Genomic DNA, 20,836 nt, shown 5'->3' with positions numbered 1-20,836 from the left:
CTTTTTTAATTCGCTGGATTGAAATCTCAGTCCATCCGGATCGTCACGAAGCGCAATTCGCCGGTCTTCGAGGCCAGCATCAAGAGCGCGTTCTTGCGGCCCTGCTCCTTCAGCGCGCCGATCCGGTCCATGACGTCCTTGGGCGTGGCGACCGATTCCTGCGCGATCTCCGTAATCACCTCGCCGGGCTGGATGCCACGCTCGGCGGCGGCCGAGTCCTTGGCCACATCGGTGATGACGACGCCGGAAACATCGGCGGCAATGCTGAACTTCTTGCGCGTCTCGTCATTGAGTTCGCCGACGGTCATTCCGAGCACCGAGGCGGTCGAAACGGCCGGAGCCTTGTCGCCCTTTTGCTGATCGGTATTGCCATTCTCGCCACTGGCGAGCTTTTCGCCATCCTCGAGCCGGCCGAGCGTCACCTTCACCGTCTGCTCGACACCCTTGCGCACGATCAGCACGTCGACGGCCTTGCCGACGGGGCTTTCGGCAACGACGCGCGGCAGGTCGCGCATTTCATGGATGTCCTTGCCGTCGAATTTGATGATGACGTCGCCGGCCTGGATGGTGCCGTTGTCGACTGGTCCGCCCTTGATGACGCCGGCGACCAGCGCGCCCTTGGCTGTCGCCATGCCGAGACTCTCTGCGATGTCGTCCGTCACCGGCTGGATGCGTACGCCGAGCCAGCCGCGCCGCGTCTCGCCGAACTGGCGCAACTGATCGACGACGCCCGAGGCAAGCTGCGAGGGGATGGAGAAGCCGATGCCGATCGAGCCGCCGGACGGCGAAATGATCGCGGTGTTGATGCCGATGACCTCGCCGGCGCTGTTGAACAGCGGTCCGCCCGAATTGCCGCGGTTGATCGCCGCATCGGTCTGGATGAAATCGTCATAGGGGCCGGAATTGATGTCGCGGTTGCGGGCCGAGACGATGCCGACCGTGACCGTGCCGCCGAGGCCGAACGGATTGCCGACCGCCATCACCCAGTCGCCGACGCGCATCTTGGTGGAATCGCCGAATTTCACCGCGGTCAGCTTGTGGCCTTTCGGATCGACCTTCAGCACCGCGACGTCGGTCTTGGTGTCGGTGCCGACCAGCGTCGCCTTCAGCGTCACGCCATCCGAGAAATTGACCTCGATATCGTCGGCGTCCGCAATCACGTGATTGTTGGTGACGACGATGCCTTGTTCGGCGTCGATGACGAAACCGGATCCCAGCGACTGCACCTTCTGCGCGCCATTGTCCTTGTCGCCGCCGCGGTTCTTGAAGAAGTCGTCGAAGAAGTCCTGGAAGGGTGAGCCTTCGGGAAGCTGCGGCATCGGCACCGCACCTGGCCCTTCCGTGCCCTTGACCGTCTGCGAGGTTGAGATGTTGACCACCGCGCCGAGCACGCCTTGCGCCAGGTCGGCCACCGAAGCAGGTCCGTCTGCCGCGAAGGTCGGCGCCACGAAGGACGGGACGGCGACAGTGCCGACAAGAAGCGCTGCCGTGCCGGCGATGAAGGTCCGCCGTGCCGCGCGCAAAAGAAATGTGGATGTCATCGAGAAGCCTCCCGGTCTTTCTGAAAGAGAAAGCGCAACGGCGAAAACACCGTGTTGCGCCATGTTGGCAAAAAATACGGCACGTTTGCGGCTACGACTACCGGCAGAGGATAAATCCTCCGTTATGCCGCAGACGAAAACCTGACGTTCTCATCCGCCCCGGACCAGCCAAACGATGCCGACACCGATGGCGATCGCGGCCAGCCCGGCGATCCGCAATGCATTCTCCGGCATCGACAGCACCTCGCCCGCGAGCTTCTTCGCCAAGCTGGGAAAACCGCCATAGACCAGGCCCTCAATGACAAGGACCAGGCCTATCGCTGCGAAAAAGTCCAGCACCGGCTATTGCTGGCCGGTGCTGGGTTGCGTCGTCGGCGCGGCAGGTGCCGTCGCCGGTGCAGCCGGAGCCGCTGGCGGCTTCGCTGGCCCTTCCTTGCCGTCCGGATCGCGGAAGAAGCGGAAGAACTCCGAATTCGGCGACAGCACCATGGTCGTCCCGGTGTTGTCCAGCGCCGTGCCATAAGCATTCATCGACCGGTAGAAATCAAAGAAGGCCGGGTCGCGCTTGTAGGCGTCCGCGAAGGTGGCGCTGCGCTGGGCTTCGCCCTCACCGCGCAGGATCTCGGACTCCTTCTGCGCTTCGGCAACGATCTCGACCACTTCACGATCGGCGCGTGCCGTGATGCGCTGTGCCGCTTCATTGCCGCGTGCCCGCAGCCGAGCGGCCTCTGCCAGGCGTTCGGCCTTCATGCGGTCGTAGGTTTGCTGTGAAACCTCGGCCGTGAGGTCGGTGCGGCGGATGCGGACATCCTCGATCTGCAGGCCGAGCGAGGTGGCGTCGGGCCTCAGCTGATCGCGCACTTCGCGCATCATCACGGCGCGCTCTTCCGAGAGCGCCGCCTCGAAGTCGCGCAGACCGTAGACGCGGCGCAAGGCAGCGTCGAGACGGGTCCTCAGCCGCGCTTCGGCCAGTTCGATCTGGCCGGACACGGCGGCACGGAAGACGCGCGGATCCGAGATGCGATAAGCGATGAAGGCATCGACCTCATAGAACTTGCCGCCCGACACCTGGACACGGATGTTGTCGAGATCGAAGCGCAGCACCCTGTTCTCGATCAGTTGCACCGTATCGGCATCGAAGAACGAGAACGGCGCCTTGAAGTAGATGCCGGGCTCGCTCTTGACGTCGACGATCTCGCCGAAGCGCAGCACCAGCGCCTGCTGGCGGGCATTGACCACGAAGACCGAGGAATAGATCAGGAACAGGATGACCGCGGCGATGACGACGAAGACGGGAAGACGGTTGGCCATCACTGGGTACCTCCCGTGTTCGCGGCAGGTGCGGCCGGAGCCGGCGGTTTGGGCTGCAATGCCGGCAGCGGCAGATAGGGCACGACGCCTTGTCCGTTGCCCTGCTCGACGATGACCTTGCTCGAGTCCTTCAGAACCCTCTCCATGGTTTCCAGATAAAGGCGTTTGCGCGTGACATCGGGTGCCTTGGCGTATTCGTCATAGACCGAGATGAAGCGCTGCGCCTCACCTTCGGCTTCCTGCACCACGCGGTTCTTGTAGGCGGCCGCGTCTTCACGGATCTGTGCCGCCTCGCCGCGCGCCTGGCCGAGCTTCTGGTTGGAATACTGGTTGGCCTGCTCGACGAACTTGTCCTCGTCCTGCTCGGCGCGCTGCACTTCGTCGAACGCATCGGCCACTTCGCGTGGCGGTGCCGCATCTTCGATGGAGACGGCGTTGATGTTGAGGCCGGCCTTGTAGCCGTCCAGCGTCGTCTGGATGATCTCGCGCACCGAGGCCGCTATGCCCTGACGGTCGTCACGGAAAATGTCCTGCGCCGGCCGGCGGCCGACGGCTTCACGCATGGCGCTTTCGGCAACCTGCCGCAGCATGCCGTCCGGGTCGGAGACGTCGAACAGATAGGCCCGGGGATCGGAGACCTGGTAGGCCACCGAAAACTGCACGTTGACGATGTTCTGGTCGCCCGACAGCATCAGGCCGTTGCCGCTGGTGTTGCCGCCGCCAATGTCGACGAGCTGCTCGGAAATCTTGGCGGTCTCGACGGTTTCAAGCGGCCACCAGTGGAAATGCAGGCCTGGCTGGGAAAGTTGGGGCTTCGGCTTGCCGAAGCGCAATTCGACCGCGACCTCGTCCGGCTGCACCGTATAGACCGCCTGGAACGCCCACAGAACGACCAGCACCGCGGCGATCAGCCCGAACACGGCCGGACTGGCACCGCCGCCACCGGGCAGCGCGCGTCGCAGCCTGTCCTGGCCGCGGCGGATAATGTCCTCGAGGTCCGGAGGCGACCCCGGCGGGCCGCTTGGCCCCTTTGGTCCCTGCCCCCAAGGTCCCTGATTGTTGCCGCCGCCGCCCCACGGGCCGCCGCCTCCGCCACTCTTGTCGTTCCAGGGCATGAATGTCCTTTCGCTTGGAATTCCCTCAAGCACCGCAGTTACGGCGCGAAATCCAGTGTTGTTCTTCTATAGGGACGCCACGGCACGCTTTCAACGCGATGGCCCGCCGACATCATCCGTTTTGGGCCGGTAGCGACCCTTTGTCGTCCTTCAATGCACCTTTTGTCTATCAAAGTATCTGGCGGCGGCGCTCGTAAACCGAATAGCGCGTTGCGTGGCTGTCCTTTTCCCCGGCCGGAACCTCCTGCGAACTGACCACGCGCCAGATCTGAGGGTCGATCGGCGGGAAATGCGCGTCGCCATCGACGGCGGCCAGCACATGGGTGACGTGCAGCCGGTCGGCCAGCGGCAGCGCCTGGGCATAGATCTCGCCGCCGCCGATGATGCAGGCCTCGTCGACGCCGGTCATGCAGCGTCCGCGCACCGTTGCCAGCTGAATCGCCGCTTCCAGCGTATGCGCCACCTCGACGCCCTCGGCGCGCCAGCTCTTGTCGCGGGTGACGACGATGTTCAGCCGGCCCGGCAGCGGGCGGCCAATGCCTTCATAGGTCTTGCGGCCCATGATGATGGGCTTGCCCATCGTGTCGGCCTTGAAACGCTTGAGATCGGTGGAGAGCCGCCAGGGCAATCCGCCATCCCGGCCGATCACGTTGTTCTCGGCAATGGCGACGTAGATCGCAACATGCATCAGTTGGCTTCCCCGCCGTTGTTGTCCGATGGTTCCAGCAGCAGGATATCGATGTCGTGCTCGGGGTAGAAATCGTTCGCGGTCATCTGAAAAGTCGTCGGCCCGACCTTTTTGACATTGTCGCCACAGAACGAGACCAGGGCCTTTGCATTGCCCTTGTCGATGGTCAGCTTGAACTTGCCGATGGTGCCCGCCGCCCAGTTGCCGCCGGTTGTCAGTATATAGGCGATGCGGCTTTCATAGAATTTGGGATAGCCGTCGGGATTGTCCTTCGCCGCCTTGCGCACCGCGTTCTCGAACGTGCCGTCCATGCAGTAGCGGGTCTTGTAGGCGGCGTATGAGCCCTGGAACTGGCCCTCATTGAAGAAACTGACCGAGGACGTGCCGCCGACGCTCGGCTTGTAGCGGTGCGAAACATGGACGTCTTTGTTGGCCGGAAAGGTCGAACGCCACCAATAGGTCGAGCGCAGCTGCCACCATGGCGCGTAGGACGGTGTGGCGCTTTGGTCGCTGTCGCTTTCCGGATCCTCGATGATGATGCCACGGTTGACCCAGTCGTCGGCCACCGCCTTTGGCAGCTTCGCCAATGCCACCTTGGCCGCATCGCCAAACGGATTGAACGGCACATTCTGCGCCTTGAGGTCGGCGCTGATGTCGATGCCGAGCGCGAACACCTTCTGCTCAAGCTGAGGCTTTGCCGGAGCACCGTCGATCGTCACCTCGAAGCCCAAAAAGTTGTCGCTCTGGTTTTCAGGGATCGCCGGCATTTCTTCGGGATCGCCCGAAATGTCGGGCATCGGGAAGGCGACGATCGCGTCGACATCCTTGTCGGTGTTGTTGTGGAAGACGTAGTCGACCGTCACCTTCTCGGGCGAGATGAAGAGATCCTCGCTTTGCATCGCGACCACATCGTTACGCGACAGAATGAGGCCACCGGTGCCAAGCTCGGCGACCGAGTCGTTGGCCAATGCGGGCGCCGCCGACAGCGCCAGCACGGTGGTCAGAACATATCGCAGCATGAAAGCCCCCTCGGCGAGAATGCCGCCAGGACCCTAGCTGTTTCAATGTGGCCTTTCAAAGCCCTTCCGCATCCGTGAACCCGCCAAAAGCGGTCTGGACACGCAAAGCAGCAGTCTGGACTAACAGCTTCCGATCGGGCAGGAGTTCGCCCCATGCGCAAGCTTCTCGTCATCGGCATCGGCGCCGGCAATCCCGACCACATGACCGTTCAGGCCATATCAGGCCTGAACAGTGCCGACGTGCTGTTCATCCCCGACAAGGGCGCGAAAAAGAACGACCTTGCCGAATTGCGGCGCGAGATCTGCGACCGCTTCGTCACCAACCCGAAATCGCGCCGCGTCGAATTCGACGTGCCGGTGCGCGCCGAGCCGGCGTCTTCCTACCGCTCGACCGTCGACGACTGGCACGAAGCCATCGCCGCCATCTACGAAGCCCTGATCCGCGACGAGATCGCCGAAGATGGCTGCGGCGCCTTCCTGATCTGGGGCGACCCCTCGCTCTACGACAGCGCGCTGCGCATCCTCGAGCGCGTGCGGCTGAGAGACAATGTCGCCTTCGAACTGGAGGTCATCCCCGGCATCACCGCCATCCAGGCGCTTGCTGCCAGCCACAAAATGGCGCTGAACCGCATCGGCGATTCCATCCTGGTCACCACCGGCCGCAGGCTGACTGAAGAAGGTCTGGCCAACAATGCCGGCAGCACGGTCGTGATGCTGGACGGCAAATGCGCCTTCAACACGCTCACCGACCAGGATGTGTTCATCCAGTGGGGTGCCTATCTCGGCACGCCTGACGAAATCATTCTTTCAGGTCGCCTCGGCGATGTCGGCACCGAGATCGAGAAGGTCCGCGAGAACGCCCGCCGGCAAAAGGGCTGGATCATGGACACCTATCTGCTGCGCAAGCCCGGCGAGCCCGAGGATATCTAGTCAGAACCCTGCGGCATCAGCGGCAAGCCAGCTATCGGCGTCGCATGGGTAACAGGACCGGCGAGACGGATTGGCGACTCGCAAGAGTTAGAAAAAACAGCGTTTTATGCTAATTTGATAATCAAGCGTAGCCCCGTGGAACTCACCCGCGCGGCGTATATCACACATATTGACGTTAAATTCACAGAATTGTATGATCAGTTGGCCGGTTCGAATCCTGCCGCTGTGTCATCGGCGGCCCGCAATCGGCAATGGCGGATCCCGGCGAGGATGATTTCCATGATGTTCAGCGCCACCCTTGTTCGGGACCAATTCGCAACGCGTACCGGCTCACGCTGAACGGGATCATCATGTCCAGCCTGCTTGGGATCGACAATGGCCTGACGGTGACGAAGGCAGTGATCTTCGATGCCGACGGCTCGCAGCTGTCGGTGGCCAGGCGCCGCGTACCGCAATCGATGCCGCATCCCCGCTGGGTCGAACGCGACATGCTGGGCCTCTGGCAGGCGACCGCCGAGGCGATCAGGGAAGCCATCGCTCTCAGCGGCCGGCCGGCTCACGACATCAAGGCCGTGGCGGCGACCGCGCATGGTGACGGGCTGTATCTGCTCGACAGGAACCGCCTGCCGCTCGGCCCCGGCATCCTGTCGCTCGACAGCCGCGCCGGCGAGATCGTCGACGAATGGGCGAAGGGTTCGGTTTTTGCCGAGGCGCTCGCCCTGACCGGACAGGTTCCGCACGCTTCGGCACCATCGGCGATACTGGGCTGGCTGAAGAAGCACGCCCCGGAACGTTTCGCCCAGATCGGCCATATCGTCGGCTGCAAGGACTGGCTGCGCTTTTGCCTGACGGGCACCGTCGGCACCGATCTGACCGAGGCAAGCACCTCGTTCACCGACGTACGCACGCAAGCCTACGCGCCAGAGGCGATGCGCATCTTTGGCTTGGAAGAACTGTTCGCGGCCTTGCCGCCGGTTGCGCATTCGGCCGACATTGTCGGCTACACCACCGCCGAAGCGGCAGCACTGACCGGGCTTGCAGAAGGGACACCGGTTGCTTGCGGCCTGCACGACGTCACCGCCTCGGCGCTTGGCATCGGCGGCCACGAGGATGGCGTGGTCAGCATCGTCGCCGGCACCTACTCGATCAACGAAGTGGTCTCCAGCGAGCCGCGTACCGACCCGCGCTGGTTCTGCCGCAACGCCATCGACCGAGGCCGCTGGAACAACATGTCGATCTCGCCGGCCTCGACGGCGAATTACGACTGGTTCCTCGATACGCTCTGCCGCTTGGAGCAGGAAGAAGCCCGGAAGAACGGTGGCTCCATCCACGAGATGCTGGCGGCCGAAATCGACACGGCACTGAAGAAGCCGTCGACGCTGCTCTTCCATCCCTTTCTGTTCGGTTCGCCCTACGGCAATGCCGCCAGCGCCAGCTTCGTCGGCCTGCGCGGCTGGCATGACCGCGGCGACATGCTGAAGGCGGTGCTGGAAGGCATCGCCTTCAACCACCGCACCCATGTCGAAGCCCTGCGCGATGGCTTTGCCGTCCGCGAGGTGCGGCTGACCGGCGGCGGCTCGCGCAATCCGACCATCGCGCAGATGTTCGCCGACGTGCTCGACGTGCCGGTCATCGTCACCTCGACCGACGAGGCGGCCGCCTATGGTGCTGCCCTTTGCGCTGGCGCGGCGGTCGGCCTGTTCGCCTCGCCGCAGGAAGGCGCGCGCGCCACCTGCACGGTGAGCCGCGAATACCGCCCGGACCCGGCACGCAGCGCCGTCTTCGACGAGCGCTATTCCATCTATGGCCGCATTGCCGAGCAGCTCAGGCCGAAATGGGCGGAAATCGAAAGCCTTGCGGGGCAGGAATTGGGGGGCACAGCATGATCAAGGCCGACGAACGGCGCGAGGAAATCGCCGAATACGTGATAAAACTCGGCCAGGTGCGCATCGACGATCTGGTCGAGCATTTCGGCGTGTCGCGCATGACCATCCACCGCCACATCGACCAGCTGGCGCATCAAGGCGTGCTGCGCAAGCTGCATGGCGCCGTCACCGTGCAGCCATCCGGCCTCTACGAAAGCGCCTTCCGCTACCGGGTGACGGTTGGACGGGCCGAGAAGGACGCGCTGGCCCGCGCCGCGATGGACTATGTCGAACCGGGACAGGCGATCATCCTGGACGATTCGACCACGGCCAATGCCGTTGCGCCGCTGTTGCTCGAGGTCACGCCGCTGACCGTCATCACCAACAGCGTGTCGACGGCGGCCTTGCTGACCAATGTCGACGACATCGACTTCATCTGCCTCGGCGGCCAGTACCATCGCACCTACAACGCCTATATCGGCATCGTCTGCGAGAATGCGATCTCGCGGCTGCGCGCCAATCTCCTGATCTGTTCGGCCTCCGCGATCAGCGGCACCACGGCCTTCATCCAGGACCAGCACGTGGTGCGGGTCAAGCAGGCGATGATGGCGGCAGCGATCAAGCGCATCCTCCTGGTCGACCATTCCAAGTTCGACAAGGTGGCCCTGCACGTGCTCGACGACCTCATCAGCTTCGAGGCGGTCCTGGTCACCGACGGCATCAGCGACAAGCATGCGCAAAAGCTGGAGCAGGCCGGGGTTCAGCTGCGCGTGGTCACCACGGCGAGGCCATGACATCAACGGCCGAAAGCCAGCGCGATGGCGCACCCGATGAGGGCGATGTCGATGTCGTCATCCTCGGCGCCGGCATCAATGGGGCCGGCCTGTTTCGCGATCTCAGCGCGCAGGGCGTCAGCTGCTGCATCGTCGACAAGGCGGATTTCGGCTCCGGCACCAGTGCAGCGCCTTCGCGCCTGATCCATGGCGGGCTGAAATATCTGGAGACCGGCGAATTCGGACTGGTGGCGCAGTCGACGCTGGAACGCAACCTGCTGCTCAAGAACGCACCGCACTATGTCAGCCCGCTGCCGACGGTCATCCCGATCTTCTCCTGGGGCAAGGGCATGTGGGCGGCGCTACGCACGCTGCTGGGCTCGACCAGCGCGCCGCGCAGCCGTGGCGCTGTCCTCATCAAGATCGGCCTGATGATCTACGATTTCTACGGCTCTAGGCACCGGGTGATGCCGCGCCATCGGCTCGTCGGGCGCGCTCAGGCGCTGCGCGACATGCCGGCGCTGACCGGCTCGATCGTCGCCACCGGCACCTACTACGACGCCAAGATCATACATCCCGAACGGCTGGTGCTCGAGCTGATCGCCGACGGTCTGGAGGCCAATCCCGGCTCCAGCGCAGCCAACTACACTTCGCTGGTTTCTTCCTCGAACGGCGTGCTGGCCTTCCGCCGGGAGAACGGCGGCGAATTCTCGCTGCGGCCGAGACTGGTCGTCAACGCCGCCGGCCCATGGATCGACCATGTCAACGCGGCACTCGGCGCGCCGTCGAAGATGATCGGCGGCACCAAGGGCTCGCATATCCTGCTGAAGCACGACGCGCTGGTGCAGAGCCTGGCCGGGCGCATGCTCTATTTCGAAGCCGATGACGGGCGCATCTGCCTGGTCTACGACTATCTCGGCAAGGCGCTCGTCGGCTCGACGGATCTTGCGGCCGACAATCCGGATACCGTCCGCTGCGAGCCGGCGGAAATCGATTATCTGCTGGAAAGCGTGCGCACGCTGTTGCCGGGCATGCATTTCGAACGCAACCAGATCGTCTATGCCTATAGCGGCATCAGGCCCCTGCCCGCATCCGACACCACGGTTCCCGGCCTGATCAGCCGCGACCACTCGGCGCCGGTGGCGGAGCCGGAGCCATCGCGCCCCTTCCCCATCATCTCGCTGATCGGTGGCAAATGGACGACGTTCCGCGGTTTCGCCGAGGAAGTCGCCGACACCGTGCTCGATCGTCTCGGCCGCGCCCGCAAGGTGACGACGCGCTCGATGCCGATCGGCGGCGGCAAGGACTTTCCGGCCGACACGGCGGCGCGGTCGAACTGGCTGGCCAACGCTGCATCGGCTTCAGGCATCGACGAGGCCCGCCTCGACCAACTCTTGTCGCGCTATGGCACCAAGGCGTCGCGGATAGCCCGCCACCAGAGCGCATCGAGCAATGAGGACCGCTTGCCGGACTCGAGCAACTACAGCGTGTCGGAGATCGACTACATCGCTCGCAATGAATTCGTCGAACATCTGGCCGACATCGTCATGCGGCGCACGACGCTGGCCATCAGCGGTTCCCTGACGACAGGCGACTTGCAGCAGGTCGCCATCGTTGCTGGCTGGGCGCTCGGCTGGACTCCGCAGAGGATGGGCGAGGAGATCGACGCGGTTGTCGCGCAGCTCAACGGCACCAATTTGATGGGACTGCAAGCGGAGCGCCTCTCACGAACCACGAGCGATCGCGCCAAATTGGCTTGAGCGGGGCGCAGCCTCCTCTCTGACTCGAAAGCGAGCGTATCACAGCGCTTGTGAGATATTGTTGATTTTGAAAAATTCAATAAAATCAATTGCATTGCCTGATTCCTAACAGCCGAGTGGTCACACAAATGTTACGTTATCGGCAAAGTATCACAGTTATTGACGGTAATTTCACATCGATGTATGGTCGATTGCGTTGGAGGAGCACGCTGCGGGAGGGGTCGATGCAAGTGGACCGACCGCACAGCGGCTTATTCGGCGCCTCACGCCGACAAAACGAAATGCCACTTCTCATCGCCGCCACTACACAGGTCGTCACAGCATGAGTTCGCAGCCAGCAACCACCACGATGAACCGCCGAGGGTCGCCAGGCGTCCGCTGGGTGGCCGTCGCGGTCGCGATCCTGGTGCTGCTCGGCGCGATGATCCTCGACACCAAGATCGTCACCATTGGCTCGGCCGAAGACACCCGCAAGGCCGCGTTTTCGCCGGAGGCGTTCGGCAAGGCTGAATTTCCGAACGTGCAATCCGCCGTGGAGCAGCGCGCCGTCGATGCGCCGACGCTTGCCGCGGCCATCGTCAAGGACAAGGCGGCGGCGGAGAAACAATATGGCGTGCCGGCCAATGTCGGCACCGAATTCTCGGTCAAGTTCACTGGTGTGGTCGGCGAGGGAAAGTCCGGCATCTACACCGTCAAGGTCGCTGACGTCCCGGACAATCTGGTCATTCGCGTCCAGACCGGGCCGGCGATCAACGGCACCGACCTGCGCGATGCCACCGGCTCGATCACCTTCGGCCAGTTCACCAACCAGATCGAGTACCAGAATGCGGGCTCGGCCCTGAACAACGAGATGAAGAAACAGGTGCTGTCGGCCATCGACAACACTCAGCTCACCGGCAAGACCATCTCGGTCGTCGGCGTCTTCAAGCTGATCAATCCCAAAGGCTGGCTGGTCGCGCCGGTGAAGCTGAGCGTCCAATGAATGCGGCGCCCGAATTCGAACCCGCGCCGGGCGACACTGTGCTCGCGGCACGCCACATCGTGAAAACCTATGGCGGCACCCATGCGCTCAAAGGGGTCAATTTCGACATCCGCCGCGGCAAGGTCACCACGCTGTTCGGCGAAAACGGTGCTGGCAAGTCGACATTGATGAAGATTCTGTCCGGCGTGACCACGCCGACATCGGGAAGCATCGAGCTCGACGGCCAGTCCGTCACCTTCGCCTCCGCCTCCGATGCCCGCGACCGCGGCATTTCGATCATCCATCAGGAACTCAGCCTCGCGCCCAATCTCAGCGTGCGCGACAACATCTTCATGGGCCGGGAGATACGCGGCGCGACCGGCGTCGATTTCGCCGAGGAAGCCCGCCAGACCCGGCTGCTGATGGCCGAACTCGAGGAAGACATCGATCCGCTGACGCTGGTCCAAGACCTGCGCCTTGGGCAGCAGCAGATCGTCGAGATCGCACGCGCGCTTTCGGTCGATTCGCGCATCCTGATCATGGATGAGCCGACTTCGGCGCTCAGCGCCACCGAGGTCGAGGTGCTGTTCCGGGTGATCCGCGACCTGACCGCCCGCGGCGTCTCGATCGTCTACATCTCGCATCATCTCGAGGAGGCGTTGCAGATCACCGACTACGCCGTGGTGCTGCGGGACGGCGCGATCACCGCGACGGCCAACGCCAGGCACATCAATCTCGAATGGATCGTCCGCAACATGGTGGGCGAGAATTTCGACCTCGGCTCGCCACCCACCGGCTACGCCTTTGGCGAGATCGCCTTGTCGGTAGAGGACGTCAGCGTTGCCGATGCCTCGAGTTCGGAACGCTCCGTGGTCGACGGGCTGTCGCTCGATGTGCACAACGGCGAGATCGTCTGCATCTACGGGCTGATGGGAGCCGGGCGCACCGAGTTGCTGGAATGCATCGCCGGGCGCCTGCACCCATCGGGCGGGCGCATCCTGCTCGGGGGCAACGACATCTCCCGCCTCGGCATCGCCGAGCGCATCGCCAGGGGGCTCGTCCTGGTGCCCGAGGACCGACAGCGCGACGGCCTGGTGCAGACCATGTCTGTCGGCGCCAACCTGTCGCTCGCCAGCATCGGATCCTTTGTCAGGGGAATGTTCTTGTCGCGCTCGCAGGAGCGGTCGCTGGTCGAAGCCTCGATCCGCGACGTGCACGTCAAGACCGCGGGCGGCAGCGCGCCCATCGGCTCGCTGTCCGGCGGCAACCAGCAGAAGGTCGTCATCGGCAAGATGCTGACCACCAATCCCAAGGTCATGCTGCTGGACGAGCCGAGCCGCGGCATCGACATCGGCGCCAAGGCGGAGGTGTTCCGGCTGCTCAGCGAACGGGCGGCCCGTGGGCTCGCCGTCATCTTCTCGACCTCGGAAGTCGCCGAATGCCTGAGCATCGCGCACCGGATCATCGTCATGCATCGCGGCAGGATCTCGGCCGAATTTGGCGCCGATGCCACGAAGGAGGAGATCATGGCCGCTTCGGGCGAGGCCGTGGTCTCCGACCATGAAGAACACAGGAGCCACAAACGTGACCGACGCTAGCCCCGATCGCAGCCGCGCCCCGAGGGTTTCGCCAAGGGTTTCGACCGACGGCTTCAGCCTGGCCAAGCTTTTGCTGGAGGGCCGCGCCTTCTTCGCGCTGATCGCGATCATCATCGTCTTCTCGCTTCTGTCTCCCTACTACTTCTCGGTCGGCAATTTCCTGACCATGGCCTCGCATGTCGCCATCTTCGGCATACTGGCGGTCGGCATGCTGCTGGTCATCCTCAATGGCGGCATCGACCTGTCGGTCGGCTCGACACTGGGCTTCTCCGGCGTGATCGCCGGCTTCCTGATGCAGGGCGTGCAGCTGACCTCGTTCGGCGTCATCCTCTACCCGCCGGTCTGGGTCGTCGCGGTGCTGGTCTGCGTGCTCGGCGCGCTGGTCGGCCTGGTCAACGGCGTCCTCATCGCCTGGCTGAAGGTCCCCGCCTTCGTCGCCACGCTCGGCATGCTCTACGTCGTGCGCGGCGCAGCCCTGCTGATGACCAACGGCCTGACCTACAACGATCTCGGCGGCAAGCCGGAGCTCGGCAACACCGGCTTCGAATGGCTGGGCTTCAACCGCCTGCTCGACATCCCGATCGGCGTGCTGGTGATGGCCGTCATCGCCATCATCGGCAGCATCATCCTCAACCGCACCGCCTTCGGCCGCTGGCTCTACGCTTCCGGCGGCAATGAACGCGCCGCCGAACTCTCCGGCGTGCCGGTCAAGCAGGTGCAGGTCTCGGTCTATATGCTCTCGGGCATCTGCGCCGCGGTGGCCGGCCTCATCCTGTCGTCCGAACTGACCTCGGCAGGCCCGACCGCCGGCACCTCATACGAGCTTACCGCAATTGCCGCCGTCGTCATCGGCGGCGCGGCGCTCACCGGTGGCCGGGGCAACATCCGCGGCACGCTGGTCGGTGCCTTCGTTATCGGCTTCCTGTCCGATGGTCTGGTGATCATCGGCGTCTCTGCCTATTGGCAAACAGTGTTCACCGGCGCGGTCATCGTGTTGGCGGTGCTGCTCAACGCCATCCAGTATCGCCGCCGCGTCAAGCTCCCGAGCCCGGCCGGCGGCTCGCCCACTTCTCCACAAAAGGACAAGGCCACAACGGCCGATCCCGCCCTCGAGAGGACCGCCGGTTGACCGGCGCGATTGCTAACCAAAGGAGGAACTCTATGTATCGCAGTGCCAGAATTCTGATGCTCTCGGCCTTCGCCCTGGCCGCACCGATCGTCGCGGCAAGCGCGGCGTCGGCCGGTGGCCTCATCTCGGTCATCGTCATCGATCCCGCCAACCCCTACTGGCTCACCGAAGGCAATGTCGCCAAGGCCGAAGCCGAGAAGCTCGGCTACACCGCGACGGTCGGCGCCTCCAAGGCCGACACCAACACCGAGAGCAAGCTGATCGACACGGCGATCACCAACAAGTCCGTGGCCATCATCCTTGACCCGGCCGATGCCAGTGGCTCGATCGGCGCGGTGAAGAAGGCGATCGCCGCTAACATCCCGGTCTTCCTCGTCAATGCCGAGATCAACCAGGAGGGCCTCGCCAAGGCGCAGCTTGTCTCGAACAACGCGCAAGGCGCGGCACTTGGCGGCCAGCAATGGGTGACGGCCATCGGCGAGAAGGGCAATTATGTCGAACTGCTCGGCGCCCCGTCCGACAACAACGCCGCGACGCGGTCTAACGGCTACGAGACCGTGATCAGCCAGTATCCCGACCTCAAGAAGGTCGGCTCGGAAGTCGCCAACTGGGACCGCACCCAGGGCCACGACAAGATGCAGAGCCTGCTGCAGGCCCATCCCGACATTATCGGCGTGACCAGCGGCAATGACGAAATGGCGCTCGGCGCAATCGCGGCGCTGAAAGAGGCCGGAAAACTGTCGAGCATCAAGGTCGGCGGCTTCGACGGCTCGCCGGACGCCGTCGCCGCCATCAAGGCCGGCGACCTGCAATACACCGTGCTGCAGCCGGTGGCCGTCTACTCGGCGAAAGCCGTGCAGCAGGCCGACTCCTTCATCAAGACCGGCAAGACCGGCGCCGCCACTGAGAAGCAGCTGTTCGACTGTCTGCTCATCACCAAGGACAATGTCGACAAGTACACGGCTCCGTTCACGCTCTCGGAGTAAGAAAACCGACGAGGGGTGGCCTTTCGGTCGCCCCTCTCCTGTTCCCGCCGATCACTCAGCCCGCATCAATCTCCGCCTGCAGCGCATCCATATGCGTCGCAGCCGCTGCGGTGGCCGCGCGCTCGATGGCGCGGAAACGGCTGACCACCGCCAGACCAATGGCCGTCAGCTGCGCGCCGCCGCCCTTGCGGCCGCCGGTCTGCGCGGCAACCAGCGGCTTGCCGAACACCCGGTTCATGTCCTCGACCAGGTCCCAGGCGTGCTTATAGGACATCTCCATGCCGCGCGCGGCGGCCGAGATCGAGCCGAAAGTGGCGATGTGCTCGAGAAGCTCGATCTTGCCTGGACCGATCCGCCCGTCCGGATCGAGATTTATCCGCAAGCTCAGCGATGGCATCTTTGCTCCTCCGCGGTCACCACTCCGGCAATACCGCTATTCCAAAATAATATAGCGCCGATTGCCGCACCTGTCAGCCGTCGACCTCGAGCGGCAGGCCGGCGCCGGTATTCGCCCGGTCGAAGCTCACTGTCTTGACGACCGCGAAAACCTTGCCGCCAAGCCGCAGCTTCAGCGCATGCCGCGACTGTTCGGTGATGCGGGCCAGCACCGTCGCGCCATTGCAGTCGATGCCGACCTCGACCGCCGGCCCCTCTCCCGGGCTGATCGCGACGATCGTGCCGGGCAGGATGTTGAGCGCGCTGAGGCCTGCCGGTTTCTCCGTGGCGATCATCACATCGCGGGCGCGGATGCGGATACGCACGCGAGCCCCGGTCTTCATCGCGAGGCGCGGTACGCGGATCTCGCCGGCGGCAGAGTCCAGCACGGTCATTCCGAACACCTCATCGTGACCCAGCACTTTCGTGTCCAGAACCGCCCCGCCCTCGCCGCGCTCTTCGGCCGGCAACAAATCGAGCCTCTGCATCACCGCCTCGGTCGGTCCGCTGGCAACGACCTTGCCTTGCGCCAGCATCACCACGTCGCTCGCCAGCCGCGCCACCTCGGCGACCGAATGGCTGACATAGACGATCGGGATTTTCGTCTCGTCGCGCAGCCGCTCGATATAGGGCAGGATCTCCGCCTTGCGCGCCTCGTCGAGCGAGGCCAGCGGCTCGTCCATGAGGAGCAGTTTCGGGCTGGCCAGCAGCGCCCTGCCGATTGCCACGCGCTGCTTTTCGCCGCCGGACAGCTTTGCCGGGCGCCGCCCGAGCAGCGAGCCTATGCCGAGCAATTCGACGACGGCGTCCATGTCGGCATAGCGCTCCTTTGCCGGCGTGAACCAGCGGCCATAGCGCAGATTGCCGGCCACGCTCATATGCGGAAACAGCCGCGCGTCCTGGAACACCATACCGATGCGGCGCCTGTGCTTCGGCACGAAAATGCCGGCATCGGTGTCGACCAGCACGCGACCGTCGACCGCGATGCGGCCCTTGTCGGGCCGGATCAGCCCGGCGATCATATTTATGAGCGAGGTCTTGCCCGAGCCGGACGGCCCGAACAGCGCCGTCAGCCGCCCGGCGCTCTCGAAGCGGGCCTCGATGGCGACATCGCCGAGCCGGTGGCCAATGTCGACGAGGACGCTCATTCGATGTCCATCCGCCGGCCGACACGCCGCGCCAGCACTTCCGAGGCGACCAGTGCCGCCATCGAGATGACGATCGAGATCAATGTCAGCCGCAATGCGCCCTCATCACCGCCCGGCACTTGCGTGAACGTATAGATCGCCGAGGGCAGCGTCTGCGTCTCGCCCGGAATGTTGGAGACGAAGGTGATCGTCGCGCCGAACTCGCCCATCGCCTTGGCGAAGGCCAGGATTGCGCCGGCGATCAGCCCGGGCAGGATCAGCGGCAGCGTGATGGTGGCGAACACCCACAAAGGATTGGCGCCAAGCGTTCCCGCCGCCGCCTCCATCTTGCGGTCCACCGCCTCGATCGACAGCCGGATCGCCCGCACCATCAGCGGAAAGCCCATGATGCCGCAGGCAAGTGCGGCACCTGTCCAGCGAAACGAGAAGACGATGCCGAAATGCTCGGCCAGGAAGGCGCCGGCCGGGCCGCGCTTGCCGAACGTCAAAAGCAGGAGATAGCCGGTCACCACGGGCGGCAGGATCAGCGGCAGGTGAACCACGCCGTTAAGCAGCGTCTTGCCCCAGAATTGTCCGCGGGCAAGCAACAGCGCGATCAGTATGCCCGGTGGCAGGCTGAAAAGCATCGCCACCGTCGCCACCTTGATGGACAGCCGGACCGCATTCCATTCGTCGGGAGTGAGGTCCAGCAGCCAGTTCATATTGCGCTATCAGGCCCCTGTTCAGTTGCTCGGCGTGAGCACGGTAAAACCCTGTTCCTTGAAGAGCGCACCGGCCTTGGCGGACTGCAGGCATTTCAGGAAAGCCGGCGTATCCTTGTCCTTCGAATCGGCGGTCTGGGCAACCGGATAGATGATCGGCGGATGCGAATCCTCCGGGAAGGTGCCGACCACCTTGACGCCCTTTTCGGCATGCGCGTCGGTGGCGTAGACGATGCCGAGCGTGGCCTCGCCCGTCGAAACCAGCTTGAGCGCCGCGCGCACATTCTCGGCCTGCGCCACCTTGCCCTCGACCGAGGACCAGACGCCGAGCGATTCCAGCGCCGCCTTGCCGTACTTGCCGGCCGGCACCGCCTTGAAGTCACCCATGGCGAGCTTGCCGTCACCGACCAGCTTGGCGAGGTCAAAACCCTTCTCGATCTTGGTCTCGACCGTCGAATCCTTCGGCGCCACCAGCACGATCTCGTTGCCGAGCAGCTTCACCTCTGTGTCGGGCTTGGTCAGCTTCTTGTCGGAGAGATATTTCATCCAGTCGAGGTCGGCCGAAATGAAGACGTCGGCCGGCGCCCCGCCCTCGATCTGCTTGGCCAGTGCCGAGCTCGCCGCATAGGAGACGGTCGCGGCCTCGCCGACATCGGCCTCGCAGGCCTTGTTCACCGCATCGAGCGCGTCCTTGAGGCTGGCCGCCGCGAACACCACGACCTTGTCTTCCGCATGCGCGGCCGGCACCGCCATCAATGTCGCCGCAAAACCGCCAATGGCGATCGCCCTCAACCCGAAACCTTTGCGCGTCATCGAAAACTCTCCCTAGTTTGAAATCCGTGTGGCGCGAAGCCTGCCGATCGATATATCCGCATGAATATAACAAGGGAAGGCCCGGCAGCTTGCGAAAACGCCTATGCCCCGTCGATTGTTCTGGTAAGACGAGCAGGAAGCCCTAATGCATGTCGCCCAAAAGTGACCTCGGTTTTGGGAGAACGACATGCATAAAAGCAAAGGAGAGCCCAATGAAGATCAGCGCCCGCAATATCCTCAAGGGAACCATCACCGAAATCGTCAAAGGAGCCACCACTTCGCATGTCAGGATCGACATTGGCGGCGGCGCCATCGTCACGGCCTCGATCACCAACGAGGCGGTTGCCGATCTGAAGCTCGAAAAAGGCAAGCAGGCCTATGCCGTGGTCAAGGCCTCGGACGTGATGGTCGGCATCGACTGAACCGGCTGCGGCTCAGACCGCGATGGGCGCCTTGATACTGGCATCGGCAACGTAATTTTCCAGCCGGAAATCCTCGAAGCGGAAGGCGAACAGGTCCTTCACCTCCGGATTGATCCACATCGTCGGCAGCGCCCTCGGCGTGCGGCGCAATTGCTCGCGCGCCTGTTCGAAATGGTTCGAGTAGAGGTGCGCGTCGCCGAGCGTGTGGACGAAATCGCCGGGCTTCAGTCCGGTCACCTGCGCCACCATCAGCGTCAGCAGCGCGTAGGACGCAATGTTGAACGGCACGCCGAGGAAGATGTCGGCCGAACGCTGGTAGAGCTGGCAGGAAAGCCGGCCCTCAGACACGTAGAACTGGAACAGGCAGTGGCAAGGCGGCAGCGCCATCGCCTCCACTTCGGCCGGATTCCATGCCGAAACGATCAGCCGCCGCGATTGAGGATTGCGGCGTATCTCTTTCAGAAGATTCGCAATCTGGTCGATCGAGCCGCCATGGCCGTCCGGCCAGGAGCGCCACTGCTTGCCGTAGACTGGGCCGAGGTCGCCATTCTCGTCGGCCCATTCGTCCCAGATCGTGACGCCATGGTCGGTGAGATACTTGATGTTGGTGTCGCCGGCCAGGAACCACAGGAGTTCATGGATGATCGACTTCAGATGCAGCTTCTTGGTGGTGGTGACCGGAAAGCCGCGCGCCAAATCGAAGCGCATCTGATAGCCGAAGACGGAACGCGTGCCGGTGCCGGTGCGATCACCGCGATCGGCGCCGTTGTCGAGCACATGCTGCAAGAGGTCGAGATACTGGCGCATCGGTTCCGGCTCGATTCGAGTGTGTGGGTATTATAGCGGCCAGACCGGCGGCCGAACACAGCAAAACGGTAGAAGGGTTGCTCGGCCCACCACTCTTTCCAGACGTTTGCGCCGCCCCTCATTGCCCTGCCGGGCATTTCTCCCCGTAAACGGGGAGAAAGAAGTTGGCCGCGTCGCCGCGCCATTTCTGCAACGTTGGCAATTGGCGAAATCGCCCAGACAGCGTCCTTCTCCCCGTTCACGGGGGAGAAGAGGGCGGCAGCCAGATGAGGGGCAGCGCTGACGCTCGATGAAGTGAAAAACAAGGCTGGAGCGACTATCCTGCCGTGCCAGCCTTCGCAAATTGACGGGCGATCGTTAGAGCGAGCCGAGTTTGCCCAGATCCTTGGCCACCAGATAATAGAAGGTCACGCGGCTCTTGGTGTTGTCGGCGTGCATGGCCTTGCAGGTCTTCTCGATCGAGGCGTCGGCCTTGGCCCCGTCGCTGACGCCGAGCTTCTTGGCCACCCAGCTCTCCTTGACGCGCTCGAGCTCCTTCGGGTCGGTGCAGGACACCAGCGAGGAATCGCGGTTCCTAAGCGCAATGCCCAGATGCTTGACGATCTTTTCGACCGCGTCGGCGCTGGCGCCCGCGTCGTACTTCTTCACATCCGCAAGATAGTCGGCCATCAAAAAAATCCCCTCGTCGGCGCCACGGATCCGGTCGATGAGGGCTGTGGCGCGCTTCGCAACTTGTGCGCTAGGTCGCTAACTCCTCACCGCTCGCAAAGCTTCCGTTGAGACCGCGCCCAAGTCAACCCTTGCCGTCGCAATTTGACATGAGCGACAAAGCCC

General features: G+C 63.7%; 21 protein-coding genes. 9 read left to right on the top strand and 12 right to left on the bottom strand.

Features of this window, described 5'->3' with window-relative positions; genetic code table 11:
• Positions 1-26: 26 nt before the first annotated feature.
• The 6 genes from CKW40_RS23520 to CKW40_RS23495 form a co-directional block, all read right to left on the bottom strand.
• Entirely contained in the window at positions 27-1,541 is a 1,515-nt protein-coding gene (locus tag CKW40_RS23520; RefSeq protein ID WP_095202233.1) for a DegQ family serine endoprotease, read from the bottom strand.
• Positions 1,542-1,691: 150 nt separating this feature from the next.
• The gene (locus tag CKW40_RS23515) at positions 1,692-1,880 is read right to left on the bottom strand and encodes a DUF2065 domain-containing protein (RefSeq protein ID WP_095202232.1); all 189 of its coding nucleotides are present in this window, start codon (positions 1,878-1,880) and stop codon (positions 1,692-1,694) included.
• A gap of 3 nt (positions 1,881-1,883) precedes the next feature.
• On the bottom strand, positions 1,884-2,852 hold the full coding sequence (gene hflC, locus CKW40_RS23510; RefSeq protein WP_095202231.1) for a protease modulator HflC: 969 nt from the start codon (positions 2,850-2,852) through the stop codon (positions 1,884-1,886).
• Positions 2,852-3,967 carry an FtsH protease activity modulator HflK gene (gene hflK, locus CKW40_RS23505; RefSeq protein WP_095202230.1) on the bottom strand — a complete coding sequence of 372 codons (1,116 nt, stop codon included), beginning with the start codon at positions 3,965-3,967 and terminating at the stop codon, positions 2,852-2,854. The genes hflC and hflK overlap by 1 nt, the downstream gene beginning before the upstream one ends.
• A gap of 169 nt (positions 3,968-4,136) precedes the next feature.
• Positions 4,137-4,655, bottom strand: coding sequence for a dihydrofolate reductase (locus CKW40_RS23500; protein WP_095202229.1), 519 nt, complete (start codon positions 4,653-4,655; stop codon positions 4,137-4,139).
• A complete protein-coding gene (locus tag CKW40_RS23495) occupies positions 4,655-5,674 on the bottom strand; it encodes a DUF4424 domain-containing protein (protein WP_095202228.1) in 1,020 nt (339 codons plus the stop codon). Before CKW40_RS23495 ends, CKW40_RS23500 begins: the two co-directional genes overlap by 1 nt.
• A gap of 153 nt (positions 5,675-5,827) precedes the next feature.
• Here CKW40_RS23495 and cobF point away from each other — a divergent pair, with 153 nt between their 5' ends.
• From cobF to CKW40_RS23455, 8 genes are all read left to right on the top strand, one after another.
• Positions 5,828-6,604: a precorrin-6A synthase (deacetylating) gene (gene cobF, locus CKW40_RS23490; RefSeq protein ID WP_095202227.1), complete on the top strand. Its 777-nt coding sequence runs from the start codon at positions 5,828-5,830 to the stop codon at positions 6,602-6,604.
• A 350-nt stretch (positions 6,605-6,954) separates the two neighbouring features.
• Positions 6,955-8,490: an FGGY-family carbohydrate kinase gene (locus CKW40_RS23485; RefSeq protein ID WP_095202226.1), complete on the top strand. Its 1,536-nt coding sequence runs from the start codon at positions 6,955-6,957 to the stop codon at positions 8,488-8,490.
• Entirely contained in the window at positions 8,487-9,263 is a 777-nt protein-coding gene (locus tag CKW40_RS23480) for a DeoR/GlpR family DNA-binding transcription regulator (RefSeq protein ID WP_095202225.1), read from the top strand. Before CKW40_RS23485 ends, CKW40_RS23480 begins: the two co-directional genes overlap by 4 nt.
• On the top strand, positions 9,260-11,002 hold the full coding sequence (locus CKW40_RS23475) for a glycerol-3-phosphate dehydrogenase/oxidase (RefSeq protein WP_095202224.1): 1,743 nt from the start codon (positions 9,260-9,262) through the stop codon (positions 11,000-11,002). The genes CKW40_RS23480 and CKW40_RS23475 overlap by 4 nt, the downstream gene beginning before the upstream one ends.
• Positions 11,003-11,324: 322 nt before the next feature.
• Positions 11,325-11,984: a DUF2291 family protein gene (locus CKW40_RS23470; RefSeq protein WP_095202223.1), complete on the top strand. Its 660-nt coding sequence runs from the start codon at positions 11,325-11,327 to the stop codon at positions 11,982-11,984.
• The gene (locus CKW40_RS23465) at positions 11,981-13,561 is read left to right on the top strand and encodes a sugar ABC transporter ATP-binding protein (protein ID WP_095202222.1); all 1,581 of its coding nucleotides are present in this window, start codon (positions 11,981-11,983) and stop codon (positions 13,559-13,561) included. Before CKW40_RS23470 ends, CKW40_RS23465 begins: the two co-directional genes overlap by 4 nt.
• Positions 13,524-14,690, top strand: a complete 1,167-nt coding sequence (locus CKW40_RS23460) for an ABC transporter permease (protein ID WP_179298082.1) — start codon at positions 13,524-13,526, stop codon at positions 14,688-14,690. The genes CKW40_RS23465 and CKW40_RS23460 overlap by 38 nt, the downstream gene beginning before the upstream one ends.
• A 32-nt stretch (positions 14,691-14,722) precedes the next feature.
• Positions 14,723-15,676 carry a D-ribose ABC transporter substrate-binding protein gene (locus tag CKW40_RS23455; protein ID WP_179298081.1) on the top strand — a complete coding sequence of 318 codons (954 nt, stop codon included), beginning with the start codon at positions 14,723-14,725 and terminating at the stop codon, positions 15,674-15,676.
• 55 nt (positions 15,677-15,731) lie between these two features.
• On the opposite strand, the gene CKW40_RS23450 is transcribed toward CKW40_RS23455, so the two are convergent.
• From CKW40_RS23450 to modA, 4 genes are all read right to left on the bottom strand, one after another.
• Positions 15,732-16,073, bottom strand: coding sequence for a winged helix-turn-helix domain-containing protein (locus CKW40_RS23450; protein ID WP_095202221.1), 342 nt, complete (start codon positions 16,071-16,073; stop codon positions 15,732-15,734).
• A gap of 73 nt (positions 16,074-16,146) precedes the next feature.
• Positions 16,147-17,259: a molybdenum ABC transporter ATP-binding protein gene (gene modC, locus CKW40_RS23445; RefSeq protein WP_095202220.1), complete on the bottom strand. Its 1,113-nt coding sequence runs from the start codon at positions 17,257-17,259 to the stop codon at positions 16,147-16,149.
• Complete coding sequence (modB, locus tag CKW40_RS23440; protein ID WP_095202219.1) at positions 17,256-17,960, bottom strand: molybdate ABC transporter permease subunit; 705 nt, start codon at positions 17,958-17,960, stop codon at positions 17,256-17,258. Before modB ends, modC begins: the two co-directional genes overlap by 4 nt.
• Positions 17,961-17,981: 21 nt before the next feature.
• Positions 17,982-18,773, bottom strand: a complete 792-nt coding sequence (gene modA, locus CKW40_RS23435) for a molybdate ABC transporter substrate-binding protein (RefSeq protein ID WP_095202218.1) — start codon at positions 18,771-18,773, stop codon at positions 17,982-17,984.
• 212 nt (positions 18,774-18,985) lie between these two features.
• Between modA and CKW40_RS23425 the strand changes: the two genes are divergently transcribed.
• Positions 18,986-19,195 (top strand): TOBE domain-containing protein, encoded by a 210-nt coding sequence (locus CKW40_RS23425; RefSeq protein WP_095202217.1) that lies wholly within the window; start codon positions 18,986-18,988, stop codon positions 19,193-19,195.
• Positions 19,196-19,207: 12 nt separating this feature from the next.
• Here the strand turns inward: CKW40_RS23425 and CKW40_RS23420 are convergent, their stop codons facing one another.
• The gene (locus tag CKW40_RS23420; protein ID WP_095202216.1) at positions 19,208-20,002 is read right to left on the bottom strand and encodes a thymidylate synthase; all 795 of its coding nucleotides are present in this window, start codon (positions 20,000-20,002) and stop codon (positions 19,208-19,210) included.
• A gap of 357 nt (positions 20,003-20,359) precedes the next feature.
• Positions 20,360-20,671, bottom strand: coding sequence for a DUF2853 family protein (locus CKW40_RS23415; protein WP_064983857.1), 312 nt, complete (start codon positions 20,669-20,671; stop codon positions 20,360-20,362).
• Positions 20,672-20,836 lie beyond the last annotated feature (165 nt).

The sequence above is a fragment of the Mesorhizobium carmichaelinearum genome, from assembly GCF_900199455.1.
GTDB classification, from domain to species: Bacteria; Pseudomonadota; Alphaproteobacteria; order Rhizobiales; family Rhizobiaceae; genus Mesorhizobium; species Mesorhizobium carmichaelinearum.
The sequence above is the reverse complement of the archived record's forward strand: the minus strand, read 5'-3'. Positions and strand labels throughout refer to the sequence as shown.